Genomic DNA, 16,965 nt, shown 5'->3' on the forward strand with positions numbered 1-16,965 from the left:
GGCGAACGACCGCGGCGGTCAGGCCGTCCGCCGGACGACGACCTGCCCGTCGGCGTAGACGTCGACGGCGAAGGCCCCGACGGTGAACGAGACGCGGCCGGCGTCGCGCCGCGGGCCGTTGCGGGTCGGTCGGAAGATGGCCTCCAGCGCGTCCGGGTCGACGGCGTCGTACAGGCGGACGGTCGGCTCTTCGCCCGGGGCCGCGGCGTCGTCCAGCGCCTCCAGGATGGTCTGAACGAGCGATGCGTCGCCCTCCGGGTCGTAGAACGTCCGCGAGACGCCCGACGGTTGGTTTCCAGGTTCGGCAGCAGTGGTCGCGGGCGATTCTGAGTCGTGCATTTGTTCTCTCCCACGTCGGCCGGGCCGACTTTGACACAGTCTCGCACGACGAACTAGGATAAATACGATTCGGAATCGCTGCGTGGACCGACCGGCGGCGCGCCGGCGGCAGCGCTTTGTCGCTGGGGACGCTGGGTCCGGCCATGGCCACCGACACCTGCGACGGCTGCGGCGAGCAGGTCAAGATCGCGGGCGGCATCGCCAACCTCTGGACGCTCGACCACGACGCGACCGGCGGGATGACCCTGGAGTTCGACGGCGACGGCACCGAGCACTTCCTCTGCTTCGACTGCATCGAGCGACTGCCCGAGGAGCCGACCGCCGCGGACGTGGAGGCGCTCGGGGACGCCTGAGGCGATGGAGGTCCGACGCGACGAGGGGCCCCGCTCGGGACGGCCCCGGAAGTGTCGCGGTCGCGCTCGGGACCCTCGGCGGCCGAAGACGCTTGGTCGCTCGACGTTCGCTAGCCGGACATGGCCACGATTGCGGAGTTCGCGGTCGCCGCCGAGGACTTCCCGCTCGGTCGCGTCTTCGAGGACGCGCCGGAGGTCGCGATAGAGCTCGAGCGCATCGTTCCCACCACCGCCGCGCTGCTGCCGTACTTCTGGGTGTGGGACCACGACATGGAGTCTCTCCGGCGGCTCATCGAACCGCATCCGGGGGTGACGTCGGTCTCGCTGGTGGACGAGGTCGAGGGCGGCGGGCTGTTCCGCGCGCAGTGGGACTCCCAGACCGAGGGGGTGCTGACGGCGCTCGTCGAGTCGAACGTGACGCTGCTGAAGGCGACCGGCAACCGCGAGCGGTGGACGTTCGAGGTCCGGGCCGAGGAGATGGACCAGCTCTCGCGGTTCCAGCGGTACTGCACCGACCGCGGCATCGACGTGTCGCTGACTCACCTCCACTCGCTGTCCGAGATGCGGACGGGCACCGAGTACGACCTCACGCCCGAGCAGCACGAGGCCCTGGTCCTGGCGTTCGACGAGGGGTACTACAACCAGCCCCGGGAGACGAACCTCGAGGAGCTCGCCGCGAAGCTCGGGATCACGCGGCCCTCGCTGTCCGCCCGGCTCAACAGGGGGTACCGCAACCTCATCGGGAGCACGCTCGTCCACCAGTAGGCGGGCGACTCCGGCGGCCGGCTTAAACCCCCTTCATAATTAGCGACCATTACCACCCGACTCCGACCCCTTCTATTCGACGCGATGGGACCTGTTGAAATACATTTTCGACTACCGGTGTTTAAATCATGTTGCATGACGGAGAAAGCCATCTTATGTACGAGCCCCTCCGTGGCGAATCGAGAGCGCTCGGCGAACGCGGTCACCGACGGGGACGCTCGCTGACCGATGACCACGATCGCCGAGTTCACCGCCCCGACCCAGGCCTTCCCGCTCGGGAGCCTCTTCGAGACGCTGCCCGAGGCGTCGGTCGAACTCGAACGGCTCGTCCCCGCGAACCGCGTCGTCTTTCCGTACTTCTGGGTGTGGGACGCCGACCCGACCGAGATCGAGGGGGCGATCGGCGACCATCCGGACCTCGAGTGCGTCCGCCTGGTGGACGAACTCGACGGCGGCGGCCTGTTCAGGGCGCACTGGAACGAGAGCGACGACGGCATCGTGGCCGCGGTCGACGAGACCGACCTCTCGATCCTCTCGGCGAACGGGACGAGCGACGGGTGGTCGTTCGAGGTGCGCGCGGAGACGAACGACAGCCTCGCGGCGTTCCAGGAGTTCTGCACCGAGAACGACGTGCGGCTGTCGCTCTCGCGCATCTCGTCGGTCACGGAGATGCACGTCGGGGGCCGGTACAACCTCACGCCCCAGCAGCGGGAGGCGCTCACGCTCGCGTACGAGGAGGGGTACTACGACCATCCCCGGGAGGCCACGCTCGAGGAGATCGCGACGCAGGTGGGGATCACCCGACCGTCGCTGTCGTCGCGGCTCCGGCGCGGCTCCCGCAACCTCATCGAGAACACGCTAATCCACAGAGGGGGCCCGAAATAGCGGCGGCGGTGTATAAACCCCCTTCATAGTATGGGTCGGAATCCAACCGTCTCCCGCGTCTCCGTTACCACTGAACACTATGGCAGGTACCACGGGAGAGTCCGCCGAGCGGGCCTATCGCATCGGGCCGTCGGAGCGACCGAGCGAGGCGGTGCTCGCCGCCGTGCGCGCCGCGACCGGGCGCGACGTCGGGTCGGCCCCGACCGGCGACGAGGGGCTGGAACCGCTCTACAGGGCCGTCGACCCGGACGCCCTGGACGCGCTCTTCGAACCGACGGCTGAAGGGGTCCAGCGGGACGGGCGGGTCACGTTCAGTTACGCCGGATGTACGGTGACGGTCAGTTCCGACGGCGTCGTCGAGGTTCGACCGCACCACGTGAACGAGGTGGGCGGCGACTGATGCGGGGACGGGTTCGGGAGCGACGGGTCCGTCGGATCGAAGGCGAGCGATGACCGACCCGGACCGCGACGTCGACGACCGATCGAAGGCGACCGAGCGAGACGACCGGCCGGGACGACCCGCCGGCGGCGACCGGGCCGACCGACGCGCGGCCGGGCTTCCGGTTCGACTGCGAGTTCTGCGGCGAGACGCTCCGGGCGACCACGGACGAGGCGATCAAGGACGACGGGCTGGCCCACCTCGAAACCGACCACGCCGCCGACCTGCTGGGGGCGTTCGCCGAGGCGGTCGGCGGGAGCGACTGCCGGAACGGGTGCGGGTACGCCTTCCCCGCCGACGTCGGCGAGGTGGCGGGCTTCGGCTGTCCGGACTGCGGCCACGACCACTTCGAGTGGTTCGCCCGCCGGTACCTCTACTGGCGGATCGAGGAGGAAGCGGCGTAGGACGCGACGCGGTCGCGAGCGGGCGGCACCGACGACCGCGGCGGCGACGGCGGTGACGCAGGGGAACGCCGAACCGGCGTGGGCTCCCGGCCCCGCCGGCGGTCGATTCACGGGTCCAATCGCCGGAACCAACAGCCTTTATCCGGTCGACCGTCGTGGCATCGGGTAGTGAACCCCGACCGGATTTTCGACGAGTTCCCCGCGCCCTCCTTCCGGGGCAACCAGCGCGAGGCGCTGGGCGACGTCAGGGACGCCTTCGCCGCGGGCAACGACGTGGTGCTGGTGCGGGCGCCCACCGGCAGCGGCAAGTCGCTGCTCGCGCGGTCCATCGCCGGCTGCGCCCGGACCCCCGACGAGGCCGCGCCCAGCGACGCCACCGGCGCCTACTACACCACGCCGCAGGTGTCCCAGCTCGACGACGTGGCCGAGGACGACCTGCTCGACGACCTCAAGATAATCCGGGGCAAGCGCAACTACTCGTGCATCCTGCCGGGCGAGACCGACACGCCGGTCGACCGCGCCCCCTGCGCCCGGGAGAAGGGGTACGACTGCTCGGTCAAGCACCGGTGCCCGTACTTCTCCGACCGGGCCATCGCGAGCAATCGGGAGATCGCCGCGATGACGCTGGCCTACTTCATGCGGACCGCCGGGTCGGAGGTGTTCCGCAAGCGCGACGTCGTGGTCATCGACGAGGCCCACGGGCTGGCCGAGTGGGCCGAGATGTACGCCGCCATCGACCTCAACCCCCGGACGGTGCCCATCTGGGACGACATCGAGGTGCCGGACCTGGCGTCGGCCGGCCTCGACCGCGCGGTCGAGTACGCCGACCGGCTCCAGAACGTCTGTCGCCGCCACAAGGACGACCTCATCGCCAAGCCGGAGCTCGACCCCCACGAGGCGGCCGAGCGCGACCGCCTCCAGGAGCTCATCGGCGAACTCGACTGGTTCGTCGAGGACTACCGCGACTCCAAGAGCGCGACGACCTGGGTCGTCGACCAGCCCGACGGCGAGGGCGGCGCCATCACCATCAAGCCGATGAACCCCGAGCGGTACCTCTCGCACACCGTCTGGGACCGGGGCAACAAGTTCGCGCTGCTCTCCGCCACGATCCTGAACAAGGAGGCGTTCTGCCGGCAGGTCGGCCTCGACCCCGAGAACGTCGCGCTGGTCGACGTGGGCCACACCTTCCCGGTCGAGAGCCGGCCGCTGTACGACGTCACGCAGGGCAAGATGACCTACGAGCACCGCGACGAGACGCTGCCGGACATCGCCCGCACGGTGGTCCGGGTCATGCAGAAGCACCGCGAGGAGAAGGGGATAATTCACGCCCACTCCTACGCCATCCAGGAGAAGCTGGCCGACACGCTCGCGGACTTCGGCGTGGGCGACCGCGTCCGGACCCACAGCAAGGACGACCGCGACGCCCAGCTCGAGGCGTGGAAGGCGACCGACGGCGAGGAGGTGTTCCTCTCGGTCAAGATGGAGGAGGCGCTCGACCTGAAGGGCGACCTCGCGCGCTGGCAGGTCATCTGCAAGGCGCCGTTCCTCAACACCGGCGACTCGCGGGTCGCCCACCGGCTCGAACAGGGCCAGTGGGCGTGGTACTACCGGGCCGCGCTCCGGACCGTCATCCAGGCCTGCGGCCGGGTGGTCCGGTCGCCCGACGACTACGGCGCGACCTACCTCGCGGACTCCAGCCTGCTCCAGGTGTTCGACCGCGCGGCCAGCGACACGCCCGACTGGTTCGCCGAGCAGGTCGACCGGATGAGCCAGCCGGACCTGCCCGAGTTCGACCCCCGCAGCGCGAGCCGGTCGGCGGCCGGGGCGGGCGCACGCGGCGGTCGGAACCGCGACCGGTCGCGCTCCCGGAACGGGTCGAACGCCCGAACCGGCGGCGGCTCCGCGGGCGGAACCTCGTCGGGCGGACAGTCCGCGAGTGGGCAGTCGTCGCAGAAGTCGTCCGGCGGCTCCTCGACCGGCCGGAAGAGCCCGATGGCGGACGTCTGGGACGACAGCGTGTAGGTGCGGCCGAGGCCGAGGTCACACGAGCGGACTGAAGGAAGACGGTCGCTCACGAACCCGGCTGACGGGCGGTGCGGTCGGCTTCTCGACCGCCGCTCAGATGAACGATGCCGCGTACGCGACGCCGGAACTGAGCATCAGCATCACGAAGAACAGCGAGATGAGTTTCTGTCGTACGTCGTCGTCCATACGGGACCGGAGCGGCGGGACCGAAATAATGGTTTGGGTCGCTCGCGCCGGCTCGGCTATCGGGACGAACCGCCCGGGCCTCAGTCGGCGTCCAGCGTCCCGAGGACGGCGTCGCAGGCCGGGCACAGCACCAGCCAGTACCGCTTGGCCGTGGTCGCGGTGACGGTGACCCCCTCGCGGTCGGCGGTTGGTTCGACGCGGCGCTTGCGGTAGTTCGGTTCGTCGGCGTCGGCCCCGCAGGCCGGGCACGTCGGCATACGCGAGCGTCCGGCCGACGCGACTTAAAGCTACTCGACCCGGGCGTCGACGACGACGTGCCAGACGCCCTCGCTGTGGCTCTTGACCTTCCGGCGGTCGAGCACCTCGACCCCGCGGTCGGCCCCGGCGGCCGCGTCCCGGAGCCGGGAGACCGGCCGGTCCCACAGCAGGTCCTCGGGAGTGGCCTCGTGCATGTGGACGACACCGCCGGGCTTCAGCGCAGCGAGCGCCGCGTCGAGGTACTCGTAGCCCGCGTCGGCCGGCGCCCGGCCGTCCTCGGCGCGGGGTTCGGACGCGTCGAAGTAGCCCATCACCACGCGGTCGGCCGGCGGGTCGAGGTCGACGTCGCGGCAGTCGGCGCGGAACGCCGACACCCGGTCGCTCACGTCGTTGAGCATCGCGTTCTCGACCAGGAACCGGAACGCCGCGGGGTTGCGCTCGGCCGCGGTCACCTCGGCGCCGGCGCGGGCCATCGGCAGGGTGAAGTAGCCGATGCCGGCGAACATGTCGAAGACGCGCTCGCCGGCCTCGACCGCCTCGCCCATCCGGGCGCGCTCGGCCTTGTTGCCCGGCGAGAACATGACCTCCGCGAGGTCGAGCGCGTACCGGGTGCCGTGCTCGGTGTGGACCGTCTCGGTGTCGCCCGCCCCCGCCACGACCGACACCGAGGGCTCGCGAAGCTCGCCCGAGACGCCCTCGTGGGCCAGCACGGTGTCGGCCTCGCCGTGGAGGTCCAGCAGCGCCTCGCCGACCGCCTCGCGGTCGAGTTCGGTTTCCGGGTCGGCGTCGGATTCGTCGCCGAAGCTCACCAGAACGACGCTGCCGACGACCGCCCACGACCCCGGCGCGCGGGCGATCTCCTCGTCGGACCACCCGCGCTCCCGGAGGTGGGCGTCGAGGTCGGGCAGCCGGCGCTCGGGGTCGACCTGCTCGACGACGTCCCGGACCCGGGTCTCGCTCGGCGGGTCGGTCACCGGGAGCTCGACGTACTCGTCGCCGCGCTCGCGGACCTTCCGGGTCACGTCGTAGACGCCCTCCTCGCGCAGCGCCGCGATGGTCGCCTCGCTCTCGGGCTTGCGGACGACCGCCGCGAGGTCGCGCTCCGGATCGGTCATTCGTCCCCGTCGGCGGCGTCGTCGGGCACCACGTGGAGTCCCGCGCGGCTCTTGAGCACCCGCACGGTCTCGGCGTCGGGGTCCATGAAGTCCGGGCGGGCGATGGTCTTCGTCCGGTAGGTCTCGGGGTCGAGCACCTGGACCGCGCGCTCGTCCTCGACCGCGACCAGGGTGGTCTCCTCGGCGTCCTCGGCCCGGCCGAGCCGCCGGGCCTCGGGCGCGTCGCCCTCCTCGAAACGGGCCTCGTAGTGGTCGCCGGTGGTGAGCCGGGTCCCCTTGAGGTTGCCCCGGACGCTCCGCACGAGGACGGGGCCGTCGCCGTCCTCGGGGTCGATGATCTCGCCGGGCGAGTACGGCGGGAGGCGGACCGCGTAGGTGACCCGGTAGACCTCCTCGCCGTCCTCGTCCTCGGTGACGAGCGTCTCGGAGTCGGAGTAGCTCCCGCCGAACTCCTCGACCACCTTGGCGGCGATCTTCTTGCCGATGTTGGTGGTCGAGACCTTGATGTTCACGCCGTCGGGGGTCTCCTTGGCCTCGGTGACGAAGGCGTCGCGGTCGCCGGTCGCCTCCATCTCGGCGACGATCTCGTGGGCGATGGTCTGGGCGCGCTCGACCTCCTCGCTGGTCGGCGTCCGGTCCTCGGCCCGGACCTGCACCGTGCTGGCGTAGTAGTCGCCGTTGATGCGACCGCACCGCGTGCAGGTCTGCCGGGAGATCTTGACGGGCACGACGACCTCCTCCTCGACGAAGGTGTCCCGGACGATGCCCGAGAACGTGCAGTGCATCCGGATGGTGTTCTGGTCGACCTGCTCGGGGTCGACCCGCCAGGACACGTCGCGGGCGTCGAGGTGGACCCTCAGCGCGTTGCTGACCTCCTCGATGGCGACGTCGGTGTAGTCGCGGGCGTCGACGTCCACCCAGCGGTTGCCGCGGTGGACCGCGCCGCACTGCGAGCACACCCGGACCTCGATGCGGTCGGGCGCGTCGACCAGGTCGAACCGGTCGAAGTAGCACGCGTCGCAGAGCTTCTGCTCCCTGCCGCGCTTGCCGGCCGCCTCGGGGAGGGGCGTCCGCTCGGCGGGGTCGACCTCGATGGGGTCCCCGCAGTTCGGACAGAACTCGCGGGCTTCGGTAGTCATGGGTCGGGGTAGGGGTTTCGAGGGTTTAAGTCTGAAGAACGGGGATTCCGGTCGCCGGACGGGGCTGGCTTCGCGGCGACGGGCCCGCACCCGTGGAAACTCTTTTCGGCGAGTCGTTCGACGTGACGCGAACGGATGTCCGACACCGGACCGGTCCCTGCGGGGGCCCCGAATCTGGCTCTGGCCCTGCTCTGTCTCGGCCTCGCGGTGTTCGCCGGATGCACGGCCGTCGGCCCGCAGGGCGACGCGCCCCCGAACTACTACGTCGGCGCGCACGTCGTGGAGCGACCGCCCGCCGACGCGACCGTCGTCCCCGTCTCGGACGACCGCATCGCCGACGTCGAACCGATTCAGGAGGCAGTGGAGGGTGCCGTCACCGGCAACGGGTCCCAGGTCTCGGTCTCGAAGTCGGAGTACGATCGAGTGACAGACGCCCTCGGAGAGGCGCCGCTCTACGAGAACGAAGGGGACAGGTGGGTCAACTCGACCGGCCTGTACGTCCGCGCCGACGGGCAGGTCGTGCGGGTGATGGTCTACTCGCAGCGACCGGCGTGACGTCCGATTCCGCACGGTCCGCGGGGGTCATCCCTGCAGCACGAGAATCCCGACACCGAGCAGGAGGAGACTCGCCCCGACCCAGTGGGGATTGAACGCCTGGGTCCCGTGAACGGCGTCGTGGATGTTCAGTACGTAGTGGTCCACGATCCCGTCGAAGACGTTGAACAGGCCGGCGCCGACGAGGAGACCCCCGAAGGCCCGCACCGCGGAACGGGGTTCGGCCGACCGGTTCAGCGCCCGCCACACCAGGCCCGCGCCGACCGCCATGACGCCGACCATCGCGAGCGAGAACACGCCGTCGTAGTAGATGTTCGCCCGCAGACCGGGCAGGCTCCCTATCGGAATGCGGTCGGAGAGCAGGTGGTGCCACTGGAGCACCAGGTGGAAGAGGAGGACGTCCAGCAGCGCGCCGAACCCGAAGCCGAATATCGCGCTCCCGAGCAGGAGCGACCGCCCGTTGCCCGAACGTGAACTCACGTGCCGAGTTCGGGCGCCGGGGCGAAAACGTCCGCGGCCGACTCGCTCGACCGCGGCCGACTCACTCGACCGGGTCCCTACGGACTCAGCCGAACACTTCGCCGATGGCGTCGTCGAGCGCGCCGACGGCTTCCCGCACGTCGTCCTCGCCGGCGCAGAGCGGTGGCGCGACGATGAGCTGGAACCCCGGCCGGCCGCCGCCGACCAGGAGCCCGTTCTCGGCCGCGACGTCGACGACCTCGGTGACCGGGTTGTCGCCCTCGTCGCCCGCCCACGGGTCGACGAACGGTTCGCCGGTCTCGGGGTCGGCGAACTCGACCGCCCAGAGGAACCCGCGACCGCGGACGTCGCAGACCTCGTCGCGGTCGTCGAGCCCGCGGAGCTCGGACTCGAGGGTCGGCGCGACCGCCCGGACGTTGTCGAGCAGCCGGTCCTCGTAGGCGTCCATCGCGGCGACCCCGGCGGCGCACGCGACCGGGTGGCCGGCGAACGTCTGGCCGACCTCGATGCCCTGCTCGCGGAGCGACGCGCCGAGCGACTCGTCGACGAGCACGCCCGCCAGCGGGGCGTAGGCGCTGGTGACGCCCTTCGCGAACGTGATCATGTCGGGCTCGACGTCCTCGGTCTGGATGCCGAACCAGTCGCCGCACCGACCGAAGCCGGCGATGACCTCGTCGGAGATCAGCAGGATGTCGTACTCGTCGCAGAGCTCCCGGACGCGCTCGAAGTAGCCCGGCGGGGCCGGGTAGGCGCCGCTGGTGCCGCCGACCGGCTCCATCAGGATGGCCGCGATGGCGTCCGGCCCCTCGTTCCGGATGACGAACTCCAGGTGGTCCGCGGCCTTCTCAGCCAGCTCCTCGGGCGTCTCGGCGTCGAACGCGCCGGGGAGCGGCGGGAGGAACTTCGCCGAGCCGGAGGTGGCGGCGTGGCGCTCGACGGTGGCGCGGGTGCTGGGGTCGCCGGTGAGCGCGGCCGCGCCGTAGGTGCCGCCGTGGTACGACCGCCACCGGGTGAGCACCTTCGGGGCGTCCTGCTCGGCCCGGGCGAACTGGACCGCCGCCTCGTTGGCCTCGCTGCCCGAGACCGAGAAGTAGACGTCCGAGAGGTCGCCGGGCGCGACCGCGGCGAGTCGCTCGGCGAGCTCGGTCCGGGCGTCGTTGTGCTTCGAGGAGGAGACGTACGGGATCCGGCGGGCCTGCTCGGCCATGGCGTCGACGATCGACTCCTCGCTGTGGCCGGCGTTGACGCAGTACAGTTGAGAGGCGAAGTCGAGGTACTCGGTCCCCTCGTCGTCGTAGACCCGGACGCCCTCGCCCCGGGTGAGGGTCGGCACCGCGCCGTCACCGTCGCCGTCGTACCAGTGGGGAAGGTTCCCGCCCGTCGGCGCCTCCCCGACCGTCGCTGGTCGCTCGCTGTCGGTCATACTCGCCCGTCAGTGCGGCGCGTGATAAACGTTCCCGACCGGACAGTCGCCCGTGTCGGAGCCGATTCTCAGAGCGGCGCCGCCGCGACCGTCTCCAGCATCCCAGAGGACAGCGCCCAGTAGGCCAGCGCGAAGATGAGCGCGTCGTAGAGCCCGTGGACCAGCACCGGCACGACCAGGTTGTCGGTCCAGGCGTAGAGGTAGCCCAGCATGAGCGACAGGCCGAACAGGATGACGAGGGTCACGCCGACCGCCACGGGGTCGGGCGTCGCGATGACCGTGGTCGGGACGTGGACCAGCGCGAACAGCACGCTCGAGAGCACGACGGCGGGCGCGGTCGAGAGCGCGTCGTCGAGGTATCGCTGGATGACGCCGCGGAACAGCAGCTCCTCGGCCGGTCCGACGACGACGACGGACAGCGGGACCAGCGCCAGCAGGGTGATCAGGTAGCCCTCCTCGGCCAGTTGCGTGACGGAGTTGCCGGCCAGCGGGAGACCGAGCGCCTGGGCCGCCAGGATGGCGACGAGCCGGAAGCCGAACAGCGCGATCGTCCCGCCGACGACGACGCCGAGCGCCCGGGCGTCCGGCGTCCGAATCCGGAGGTAGTCGACGCCGCGGCTCGTCGCGCGCAGGAAGACGAGCGCCGCGGCGACGAACCCCAGTTCCGAGAGGACGAACGAGGCGACGAACTGCGTCAGCGTGTCGAACTCGACGAAGACGATCGGAATCGACAGCACGACGCCGAGCACGGTGAGACCGGTGGCGACGCCGACGCGGCGGAGCGGACTGGTTGTCGATGTTGACATTACGAGGAGGTGACAGTGTCCGAAGGGAAATAGATTGCCGAGCCAACGGGTCGTCGACCGGCGAACCGCTCCGCAGTGGTGCGGTTCTCCGCCGGTGCGTCGGACGACGAACGTTTAAACCGGCTGAGACCCTACGGTCGCCCATGAAGTGGAAGGCAGACTGGGGACTCCGGGCGCGGATGGCCCTGACGATGTTCCTGCTGTTCGCGCTCTACATCGTGTTCATCGGCGTCCTCTCCCAGTACGCGAGCCTGCTGGGGATAGTGCTGATAATGGGCACGTTCTCGCTCGCCCAGTTCTTCTTCAGCGACAGGCTCACGCTGTGGAGCATGGGCGCCAAGGAGGTCAGCGAGGACGAGTACCCCGAGCTCCACCGGAAGCTCGGTCGTCTGAGCCAGCAGGCCGACCTGCCGAAGCCGAAGGTCGCGGTCGTCGACAGCCGCGTGCCCAACGCCTTCGCCACCGGGCGGTCCCAGAAGAACGCCGCCGTCGCGGTGACGACCGGCCTGATGCGGACGCTCGACGACGAGGAGCTGGAGGGCGTGCTGGCCCACGAGCTCGCCCACGTCAAGAACCGCGACATGATGGTGATGACCGTCGCGTCGTTCCTCTCGACCATCGCGTTCCTGGTGGTCCGGTGGGGCTGGTGGTTCGGCGGCGGCAACCGCGAGCGGGGCCAGCCGCAGGTCTGGGTCGCCATCGCCGCGTCGCTGGTGGTCTGGATCGTGAGCTTCCTCCTCATCCGGGCGCTCAGCCGCTACCGCGAGTTCGCGGCCGACCGCGGCGGGGCGACCATCACGGGCAAGCCCTCGGCGCTGGCGTCGGCGCTGATGACCATCGACAGCGGCATGAGCAAGGTCCCCAAGGAGGACATCCGCGAGCAGTCCGAGATGAACGCGTTCTTCATCATCCCGATCAAGGGCGACTTCATCGGGAAGGTGTTCAGCACCCACCCCAGCACGGAGGCCCGCGTCGAGCGCCTCCGCGAGCTCGAACGCCAGATGTAGCGGTCGGCGGGCGCTCGGCGACCCCGGCGTCGGCCCGCACCGACCGTCGCGCCGTCTCGGCCCGGAGGGAGCCGACCTTTTTATCGGAGCGCGCGAAGGGAGAGACATGGGACTGTTCGACGGACTGCGGGAGGTGCTGGGCATCCGCGCCGAGGCCGACGCCACCCGGAAGGCCGACCCCGACGACCTGTTCGGGATGAGCACGGCCTACGTCACGATGGAGGCCGAACTGGGCTACGCGTCGGTCGGCGAGGCCGCGCTCTGCTTCTCGGAGGTCGACAGCGCCGACTTCGCGGACGCGGTCGAGGAGGTCCACGAGATCCTGGAGGTCGGCGCCGAGGAGACCGGCACCGAGCCCGAGGCCCGCACCGACGACTACGGCTACTCGTGGGTGATCCTCCGGGACGACGACTTCGAGGACCTGGTCACCAGCCTCAACTTCGCCGCCGACACGCTGATGGAGCGGGGCTACGGCTCGCGGCTGCTCGCGGCCCTCTTCGCCTTCGAGAAGAGCGACGCGTCGCATCGAACCGGAGGCGGTGGAACCGCCGACGGCCGGTACGCCTACTGGGTCTACTCGTTCCGCCGGGGCGCCTACTACCCCCTCGTGCCGAAGGGGACCAGCGACCGCGACTCCAGCGCCGAGTTCAAGCTCGAGAGCAACCTCGACGGCGAGCTCGACATCGAGGAGAACAAGGAGTACTGGTACGCGCTGCTGCCGAGCTCGCCCGGGAAGCACCCCTGGGAGTAGGTGGACGCGGTCGACTTCTGCGACGGTTTCCCGCCGGCGTCAGAGGTGGTGGTCCAGCAGGTTCCGCTCGGCGCGCTGCAGGTGCTCGGCCGCCGTCGACGGGTCGACGCCGACCGCGGCGGCGACGTCGTCGGTCGTCGCCTCGCGGGGCACCTCGTAGTAGCCCAGCTCGTAGGCGGTCCGGAGCGTCTCGGACTGGCGGTCGGTCAGCCCGTCCAGCGGGCGGTCGCCGCCCTCGTAGGCGCCGAGTCGTTCGAGCGCCGGCGAGACGCCGGCGGTCCGGTAGCCGTCGACGGCGTCGGCGATGGCGTCCTGCGGGCCCACCAGCGACAGGGTGGCGCCGCGGTCGTCGACCGCCGGGTCGCAGGTGCCGACCAGGTCGTCCTTCGCGTCCGCGAGGCGCTCGGGGAGCTCCGGCGCGGTGAACGCGACGACGTAGAGGTGGGCGTCGGCCAGGTCGGCGACCCGCTCCCACCGGTCGACGCAGTCGAGCGCCGCGAGGCGGTCCTCGTCGAGCGGCGCCGCCACCTCGACCTGGAGCACGGCCCCCGTCCCGCGGCACGCGAGCTCCTCGACGTCTCGCAGCCCCGCCGCCCGGCAGAGCGACACGAGCCCCGCGATCCCCATGGCGTCGAACGCCGAGTCGGTGACAGTCACGCGGGCTTCCCGCATGATACCACACCACTCGCCGAGCGCCCATAAATCGTGAGGTGCCGCCGCCGCGGTCGGTCCGGCGCGCCCGTCCGCCGGTCGCCAGCATATAAACGGCCCCAGCATAGCCGGAGAACGGGCCTTGGTCCGCGCCGCGGTACGGCCGCCACGATGACAGCCATCGAGACGCACGACCTCACCAAGCGCTTCGACGGGGGCGTCGCGGCCGTCGACGGCCTCGACCTGCGGGTCGAGCGGGGCGAGGTGTTCGGCTTCCTCGGGCCGAACGGCGCCGGCAAGTCGACCACCATCAACGTGCTGCTGGACCTCGTCCGCCCGACCGCGGGGACCGCGACGGTGCTCGGAATGGACGCCCAGGCCGAGTCGGAGGCCATCCGGGAGCGGGTCGGCGTCCTCCCGGAGGGGTTCGGGCTCTACGACCGCCTGTCGGGCCGCCGCCACCTCGAGCTCGCGACCGAGTGGCGCGACGCCGGCGACGACCCCGACGCGGTGCTGGACCGGGTCGGGCTGGACGCGGCCGACGCCAATCGACCGGTCGGCGACTACTCGAAGGGGATGGCCCGGCGGCTCGCGCTGGGGATGGCGCTGGTCGGCGACCCGGACCTCCTGATCCTGGACGAACCCGCCGCGGGGCTGGACCCCCACGGCGTCCGCCGGATGCGCGACATCGTCCGCGAGGAGGCCGCGGACGGGACGACCGTCTTCTTCTCGAGCCACGTGCTGGGGCAGGTCGAGGCGGTCTGCGACCGGGTCGGCATCCTCCGCGACGGGGAGCTGGCGGCCGTCGACACCGTCGAGGGACTCCGCCGGACCGTCGGCGCCGGCGCCGAACTGCACCTCCGCGTGGCGGGCGACGTCGACGTCGCGGTGACCGACGTCGCGGGCGTCGAGTCGGCGGCGCTGGCGGACGGCGTCCTCCGGGTCGAGTGCGCCGACGCCCGCGCGAAGGCCCGGGTCGTCGCCCGCCTGGTCGACGCCGGGGTCGACGTGCTCGACGTCGACTCCGCGGAGCCGTCGCTGGAGGACGTGTTCGCGGCGTACACGACCGACGACGCGGGCGGAGACGGGGAGGCGGCGGACCCGGTCGCGGTCGAGGGGGTGTCGGCGTGACGGCGACGTGGGCGGACGTGGCCCGCAAGGACGTCGAGGACGCCGCGCGGTCGCGGCTGCTCTGGGGCCTGGTCGCGGTCTTCGTGGCCTTCGTGACGATGGCGCTGCTCTCGGCCGAGCAGCTGTTTCCCGACCCCGTGACCGTCGACGCCGCCACGGCGCTGGCCGGCGTGGCGATGCTCGCCCAGCTGTTCGTGCCGGGCATCGCGCTGGTCGCCGGCTACGTGTCCGTGGTCGGGGAGCGGCGCTCGGGCAGCCTGCGGGTGCTGCTGAGCTACCCGTTCTCGCGGTCCGACGTCGTGGCCGGCAAGCTCGTCGGGCGGGGGCTCGTCACCGGGATCGCGCTCGGAGTCGGGTTCGCCGCGGCGAGCGTCCTCGTGGCGGCGCTGTACGGGGCGCCCGACCCCGCGGCGTTCGCCGGCTTCGTCGCCGCCGGCGCGCTGGTCGGCCTGACGTTCACGGGGCTGGCGGTCGGCGGGTCCGCCGCCGCGCCGACCCGGGGCCGGGCGCGGACGCTCACCATCGGGTCGTTCGTGGGGATGGTGTTCTTCTGGAAGCCGGCGGTCGTCGGGCTCTACTACGCGGTCACCGGGTCGCTGCCCGGGCTGCGGGCCGAGCCGTGGTACTTCCTGCTGAAGCGGCTCAACCCCCTGGAGGCGTACCGCGTCCTCGCCGGGGCGGCCCTCGACCGGCGGGTGAGCGAAGTTCCCAACTTGCCCCTGGAGGACGTGCCGGCGACCGTCACGGCCACGCCCGAGCGGCTGGACATCGCCGCCCGGCTCGCCGGCGAGGTCCCGCTCTACCTCGCCGACTGGTTCTCGGCGGTCGTGCTGCTCGGCTGGGCGGCGGTCCCGGTCGTCGCGGGCTACCGGCGGTTCGAGCGCGCGGACCTCGAGTGACGGCGGCGGAGCCGCCGCGCCACTTCCTACTTTAAACCCCGTCAGACGTTTCTCACCATCGCCCTCCCCTCGTGCATTTTCACTTTCACCACGGGGTTAACGTGGGTTTATATGATGGGCGGCACAAGCCAGGCTTACGATGGCAGCAGACGCAGACCTCGAAGAACTGCCGGGCGTCGGTCCGGCGACGGCGGAAAAGCTCAAAGACGCAGGCTTCGACTCCTACGAGGGCCTCGCCGTGGCCAGCCCGGGCGAGCTCTCCAACACCGCGGACGTGGGCGACTCGACCGCGGCCGACATCGTCCAGGCCGCCCGCGAGGCGGCCGACGTCGGTGGGTTCGAGACCGGCGCGGCCGTGCTGGAGCGCCGCGAGAAGATCGGGAAGCTCAAGTGGAAGATCGACGAGGTCGACGACCTGCTCGGCGGCGGGGTCGAGACCCAGTCGATCACCGAGGTGTACGGCGAGTTCGGCGCCGGCAAGTCCCAGGTCACCCACCAGCTCGCGGTCAACGTCCAGCTCCCCCGCGAGCACGGCGGCCTCGGCGGCAGCGCCATGTTCGTGGACAGCGAGGACACGTTCCGGCCCGAGCGCATCGACGACATGGTCCGGGGCCTCCCGGACGAGGCCGTCCAGGCCGCGATGGACGAGCGCGAGATCGAGGGCACGCCCGACGACGACGAGGCGATGGAGGCGCTCGTCGAGGACTTCCTCGACAAGATCCACGTCGCCAAGGCGTTCAACTCCAACCACCAGATGCTGCTGGCCGAGAAGGCCCAGGAGCTCGCCAACGAGACCCAGGACGACGAGTACCCCGTCCGCCTGCTCTGCGTCGACTCGCTGACCGCCCACTTCCGCGCGGAGTACGTGGGCCGGGGCGAGCTCGCCGAGCGCCAGCAGAAGCTCAACAAGCACCTCCACGACCTCGACAAGGTCGGCAACCTCCACAACACCGCCGTGGTCGTCACCAACCAGGTCGCGTCGAACCCCGACTCGTTCTTCGGCGACCCGACCCAGCCCATCGGGGGCAACATCCTCGGCCACAAGTCGACGTTCCGCATCTACCTCCGGAAGTCGAAGGGCGACAAGCGCATCGTCCGGCTGGTCGACGCGCCGAACCTCGCCGACGGCGAGGCGGTCATGCGCGTCGAGGACGGCGGCCTGAAGCCCGAGTAGGCGAGTCGAACGCTCCTCCCCTTTCCTCTCGCACTTCCCCCTCAGCTTCTTTCCTCTCGGCCATTCTCGCCCTGCTCACACCTCCTTCGGTCGTGCTTCTCCACCCCTCTCCGTCCGGCGACCTGCCGCCACCGGAGAGCGTCGGAAAGCTGCCACGAGCGACCGCGACGGTGCGCTCCC

19 protein-coding genes are annotated in these 16,965 nt (G+C 71.0%); 11 read left to right on the forward strand and 8 right to left on the reverse strand.

The genetic code is table 11. From position 1 onward, the window contains the following. Window positions 1-18: 18 nt before the first annotated feature. Window positions 19-339: a HalOD1 output domain-containing protein gene (locus ACQUQF_RS07120; RefSeq protein WP_435177175.1), complete on the reverse strand. Its 321-nt coding sequence runs from the start codon at window positions 337-339 to the stop codon at window positions 19-21. A 143-nt stretch (window positions 340-482) separates the two neighbouring features. Between ACQUQF_RS07120 and ACQUQF_RS07125 the strand changes: the two genes are divergently transcribed. The 5 genes from ACQUQF_RS07125 to ACQUQF_RS07145 all read left to right on the forward strand — a co-directional run bounded on the left by ACQUQF_RS07125 (window position 483) and on the right by ACQUQF_RS07145 (window position 5,207). Continuing rightward, entirely contained in the window at window positions 483-692 is a 210-nt protein-coding gene (locus ACQUQF_RS07125; RefSeq protein ID WP_435177177.1) for a DUF7561 family protein, read from the forward strand. Window positions 693-812: 120 nt separating this feature from the next. Continuing rightward, the gene (locus tag ACQUQF_RS07130) at window positions 813-1,457 is read left to right on the forward strand and encodes a bacterio-opsin activator domain-containing protein (protein ID WP_435177179.1); all 645 of its coding nucleotides are present in this window, start codon (window positions 813-815) and stop codon (window positions 1,455-1,457) included. Between the two features lie 228 nt (window positions 1,458-1,685). Continuing rightward, the gene (locus ACQUQF_RS07135) at window positions 1,686-2,342 is read left to right on the forward strand and encodes a helix-turn-helix domain-containing protein (RefSeq protein ID WP_435177181.1); all 657 of its coding nucleotides are present in this window, start codon (window positions 1,686-1,688) and stop codon (window positions 2,340-2,342) included. A gap of 79 nt (window positions 2,343-2,421) precedes the next feature. Further along, window positions 2,422-2,742, forward strand: a complete 321-nt coding sequence (locus ACQUQF_RS07140) for a HalOD1 output domain-containing protein (RefSeq protein ID WP_435177183.1) — start codon at window positions 2,422-2,424, stop codon at window positions 2,740-2,742. 611 nt (window positions 2,743-3,353) lie between these two features. Next, window positions 3,354-5,207 carry a helicase C-terminal domain-containing protein gene (locus ACQUQF_RS07145; protein ID WP_435177185.1) on the forward strand — a complete coding sequence of 618 codons (1,854 nt, stop codon included), beginning with the start codon at window positions 3,354-3,356 and terminating at the stop codon, window positions 5,205-5,207. Window positions 5,208-5,476: 269 nt separating this feature from the next. On the opposite strand, the gene ACQUQF_RS07150 is transcribed toward ACQUQF_RS07145, so the two are convergent. The 3 genes from ACQUQF_RS07150 to ACQUQF_RS07160 are packed head-to-tail and all read right to left on the reverse strand — an operon-like array spanning window position 5,477 to window position 7,908. Then, window positions 5,477-5,653: a hypothetical protein gene (locus tag ACQUQF_RS07150; RefSeq protein WP_435177187.1), complete on the reverse strand. Its 177-nt coding sequence runs from the start codon at window positions 5,651-5,653 to the stop codon at window positions 5,477-5,479. Between the two features lie 30 nt (window positions 5,654-5,683). Beyond that, window positions 5,684-6,769 carry a class I SAM-dependent methyltransferase gene (locus ACQUQF_RS07155; protein WP_435177189.1) on the reverse strand — a complete coding sequence of 362 codons (1,086 nt, stop codon included), beginning with the start codon at window positions 6,767-6,769 and terminating at the stop codon, window positions 5,684-5,686. Beyond that, window positions 6,766-7,908 (reverse strand): 60S ribosomal export protein NMD3, encoded by a 1,143-nt coding sequence (locus tag ACQUQF_RS07160; protein WP_435177191.1) that lies wholly within the window; start codon window positions 7,906-7,908, stop codon window positions 6,766-6,768. Before ACQUQF_RS07160 ends, ACQUQF_RS07155 begins: the two co-directional genes overlap by 4 nt. A 135-nt stretch (window positions 7,909-8,043) precedes the next feature. On the opposite strand from ACQUQF_RS07160, the gene ACQUQF_RS07165 reads away from it, so the two are divergent. Continuing rightward, window positions 8,044-8,463, forward strand: a complete 420-nt coding sequence (locus ACQUQF_RS07165) for a hypothetical protein (protein WP_435177193.1) — start codon at window positions 8,044-8,046, stop codon at window positions 8,461-8,463. 27 nt (window positions 8,464-8,490) lie between these two features. Here ACQUQF_RS07165 and ACQUQF_RS07170 read toward each other — a convergent pair whose 3' ends face one another. The 3 genes from ACQUQF_RS07170 to ACQUQF_RS07180 form a co-directional block, all read right to left on the reverse strand. Further along, the gene (locus tag ACQUQF_RS07170; protein ID WP_435177194.1) at window positions 8,491-8,943 is read right to left on the reverse strand and encodes a DUF2243 domain-containing protein; all 453 of its coding nucleotides are present in this window, start codon (window positions 8,941-8,943) and stop codon (window positions 8,491-8,493) included. Window positions 8,944-9,028: 85 nt separating this feature from the next. Beyond that, window positions 9,029-10,366, reverse strand: a complete 1,338-nt coding sequence (locus ACQUQF_RS07175) for an aspartate aminotransferase family protein (RefSeq protein WP_435177196.1) — start codon at window positions 10,364-10,366, stop codon at window positions 9,029-9,031. A gap of 68 nt (window positions 10,367-10,434) precedes the next feature. Next, the gene (locus ACQUQF_RS07180) at window positions 10,435-11,172 is read right to left on the reverse strand and encodes a CPBP family intramembrane glutamic endopeptidase (RefSeq protein ID WP_435177198.1); all 738 of its coding nucleotides are present in this window, start codon (window positions 11,170-11,172) and stop codon (window positions 10,435-10,437) included. Between the two features lie 143 nt (window positions 11,173-11,315). On the opposite strand from ACQUQF_RS07180, the gene htpX reads away from it, so the two are divergent. Then, window positions 11,316-12,179: a zinc metalloprotease HtpX gene (gene htpX, locus ACQUQF_RS07185; RefSeq protein WP_435177200.1), complete on the forward strand. Its 864-nt coding sequence runs from the start codon at window positions 11,316-11,318 to the stop codon at window positions 12,177-12,179. Window positions 12,180-12,285: 106 nt separating this feature from the next. Next, window positions 12,286-12,930 (forward strand): PspA-associated protein PspAB, encoded by a 645-nt coding sequence (pspAB, locus tag ACQUQF_RS07190; protein ID WP_435177202.1) that lies wholly within the window; start codon window positions 12,286-12,288, stop codon window positions 12,928-12,930. A gap of 39 nt (window positions 12,931-12,969) precedes the next feature. Here the strand turns inward: pspAB and ACQUQF_RS07195 are convergent, their stop codons facing one another. Beyond that, entirely contained in the window at window positions 12,970-13,602 is a 633-nt protein-coding gene (locus ACQUQF_RS07195) for a helix-turn-helix domain-containing protein (RefSeq protein WP_435177204.1), read from the reverse strand. Window positions 13,603-13,752: 150 nt separating this feature from the next. On the opposite strand from ACQUQF_RS07195, the gene ACQUQF_RS07200 reads away from it, so the two are divergent. The 3 genes from ACQUQF_RS07200 (at window position 13,753) to radA (ending at window position 16,785) form a co-directional block, all read left to right on the forward strand. Continuing rightward, on the forward strand, window positions 13,753-14,712 hold the full coding sequence (locus ACQUQF_RS07200; RefSeq protein WP_435177206.1) for an ATP-binding cassette domain-containing protein: 960 nt from the start codon (window positions 13,753-13,755) through the stop codon (window positions 14,710-14,712). Then, a complete protein-coding gene (locus ACQUQF_RS07205) occupies window positions 14,709-15,611 on the forward strand; it encodes an ABC transporter permease subunit (RefSeq protein ID WP_435177208.1) in 903 nt (300 codons plus the stop codon). Before ACQUQF_RS07200 ends, ACQUQF_RS07205 begins: the two co-directional genes overlap by 4 nt. Before the next feature lie 139 nt (window positions 15,612-15,750). Beyond that, the gene (gene radA, locus ACQUQF_RS07210; RefSeq protein WP_435177210.1) at window positions 15,751-16,785 is read left to right on the forward strand and encodes a DNA repair and recombination protein RadA; all 1,035 of its coding nucleotides are present in this window, start codon (window positions 15,751-15,753) and stop codon (window positions 16,783-16,785) included. Window positions 16,786-16,965: the final 180 nt, after the last annotated feature.

Source organism: Halorussus sp. AFM4 (assembly GCF_051194995.1).
Lineage (GTDB): Archaea > Halobacteriota > Halobacteria > Halobacteriales > Haladaptataceae > Halorussus.

Excerpts from the sequence above, each read along its gene's own strand:
- ACQUQF_RS07160 (WP_435177191.1), bottom strand. The coding sequence starts at position 7,908 with ATGACTACCGAAGCCCGCGAGTTCTGTCCGAACTGCGGGGACCCCATC.
- ACQUQF_RS07150 (WP_435177187.1), bottom strand. The coding sequence starts at position 5,653 with ATGCCGACGTGCCCGGCCTGCGGGGCCGACGCCGACGAACCGAACTAC.
- ACQUQF_RS07195 (WP_435177204.1), bottom strand. The coding sequence starts at position 13,602 with ATGCGGGAAGCCCGCGTGACTGTCACCGACTCGGCGTTCGACGCCATG.
- ACQUQF_RS07175 (WP_435177196.1), bottom strand. The coding sequence starts at position 10,366 with ATGACCGACAGCGAGCGACCAGCGACGGTCGGGGAGGCGCCGACGGGC.
- ACQUQF_RS07130 (WP_435177179.1), top strand. The coding sequence starts at position 813 with ATGGCCACGATTGCGGAGTTCGCGGTCGCCGCCGAGGACTTCCCGCTC.
- ACQUQF_RS07135 (WP_435177181.1), top strand. The coding sequence starts at position 1,686 with ATGACCACGATCGCCGAGTTCACCGCCCCGACCCAGGCCTTCCCGCTC.
- ACQUQF_RS07180 (WP_435177198.1), bottom strand. The coding sequence starts at position 11,172 with ATGTCAACATCGACAACCAGTCCGCTCCGCCGCGTCGGCGTCGCCACC.
- ACQUQF_RS07200 (WP_435177206.1), top strand. The coding sequence starts at position 13,753 with ATGACAGCCATCGAGACGCACGACCTCACCAAGCGCTTCGACGGGGGC.
- ACQUQF_RS07125 (WP_435177177.1), top strand. The coding sequence starts at position 483 with ATGGCCACCGACACCTGCGACGGCTGCGGCGAGCAGGTCAAGATCGCG.
- pspAB (WP_435177202.1), top strand. The coding sequence starts at position 12,286 with ATGGGACTGTTCGACGGACTGCGGGAGGTGCTGGGCATCCGCGCCGAG.
- radA (WP_435177210.1), top strand. The coding sequence starts at position 15,751 with ATGGCAGCAGACGCAGACCTCGAAGAACTGCCGGGCGTCGGTCCGGCG.
- ACQUQF_RS07165 (WP_435177193.1), top strand. The coding sequence starts at position 8,044 with ATGTCCGACACCGGACCGGTCCCTGCGGGGGCCCCGAATCTGGCTCTG.
- htpX (WP_435177200.1), top strand. The coding sequence starts at position 11,316 with ATGAAGTGGAAGGCAGACTGGGGACTCCGGGCGCGGATGGCCCTGACG.
- ACQUQF_RS07120 (WP_435177175.1), bottom strand. The coding sequence starts at position 339 with ATGCACGACTCAGAATCGCCCGCGACCACTGCTGCCGAACCTGGAAAC.
- ACQUQF_RS07140 (WP_435177183.1), top strand. The coding sequence starts at position 2,422 with ATGGCAGGTACCACGGGAGAGTCCGCCGAGCGGGCCTATCGCATCGGG.
- ACQUQF_RS07155 (WP_435177189.1), bottom strand. The coding sequence starts at position 6,769 with ATGACCGATCCGGAGCGCGACCTCGCGGCGGTCGTCCGCAAGCCCGAG.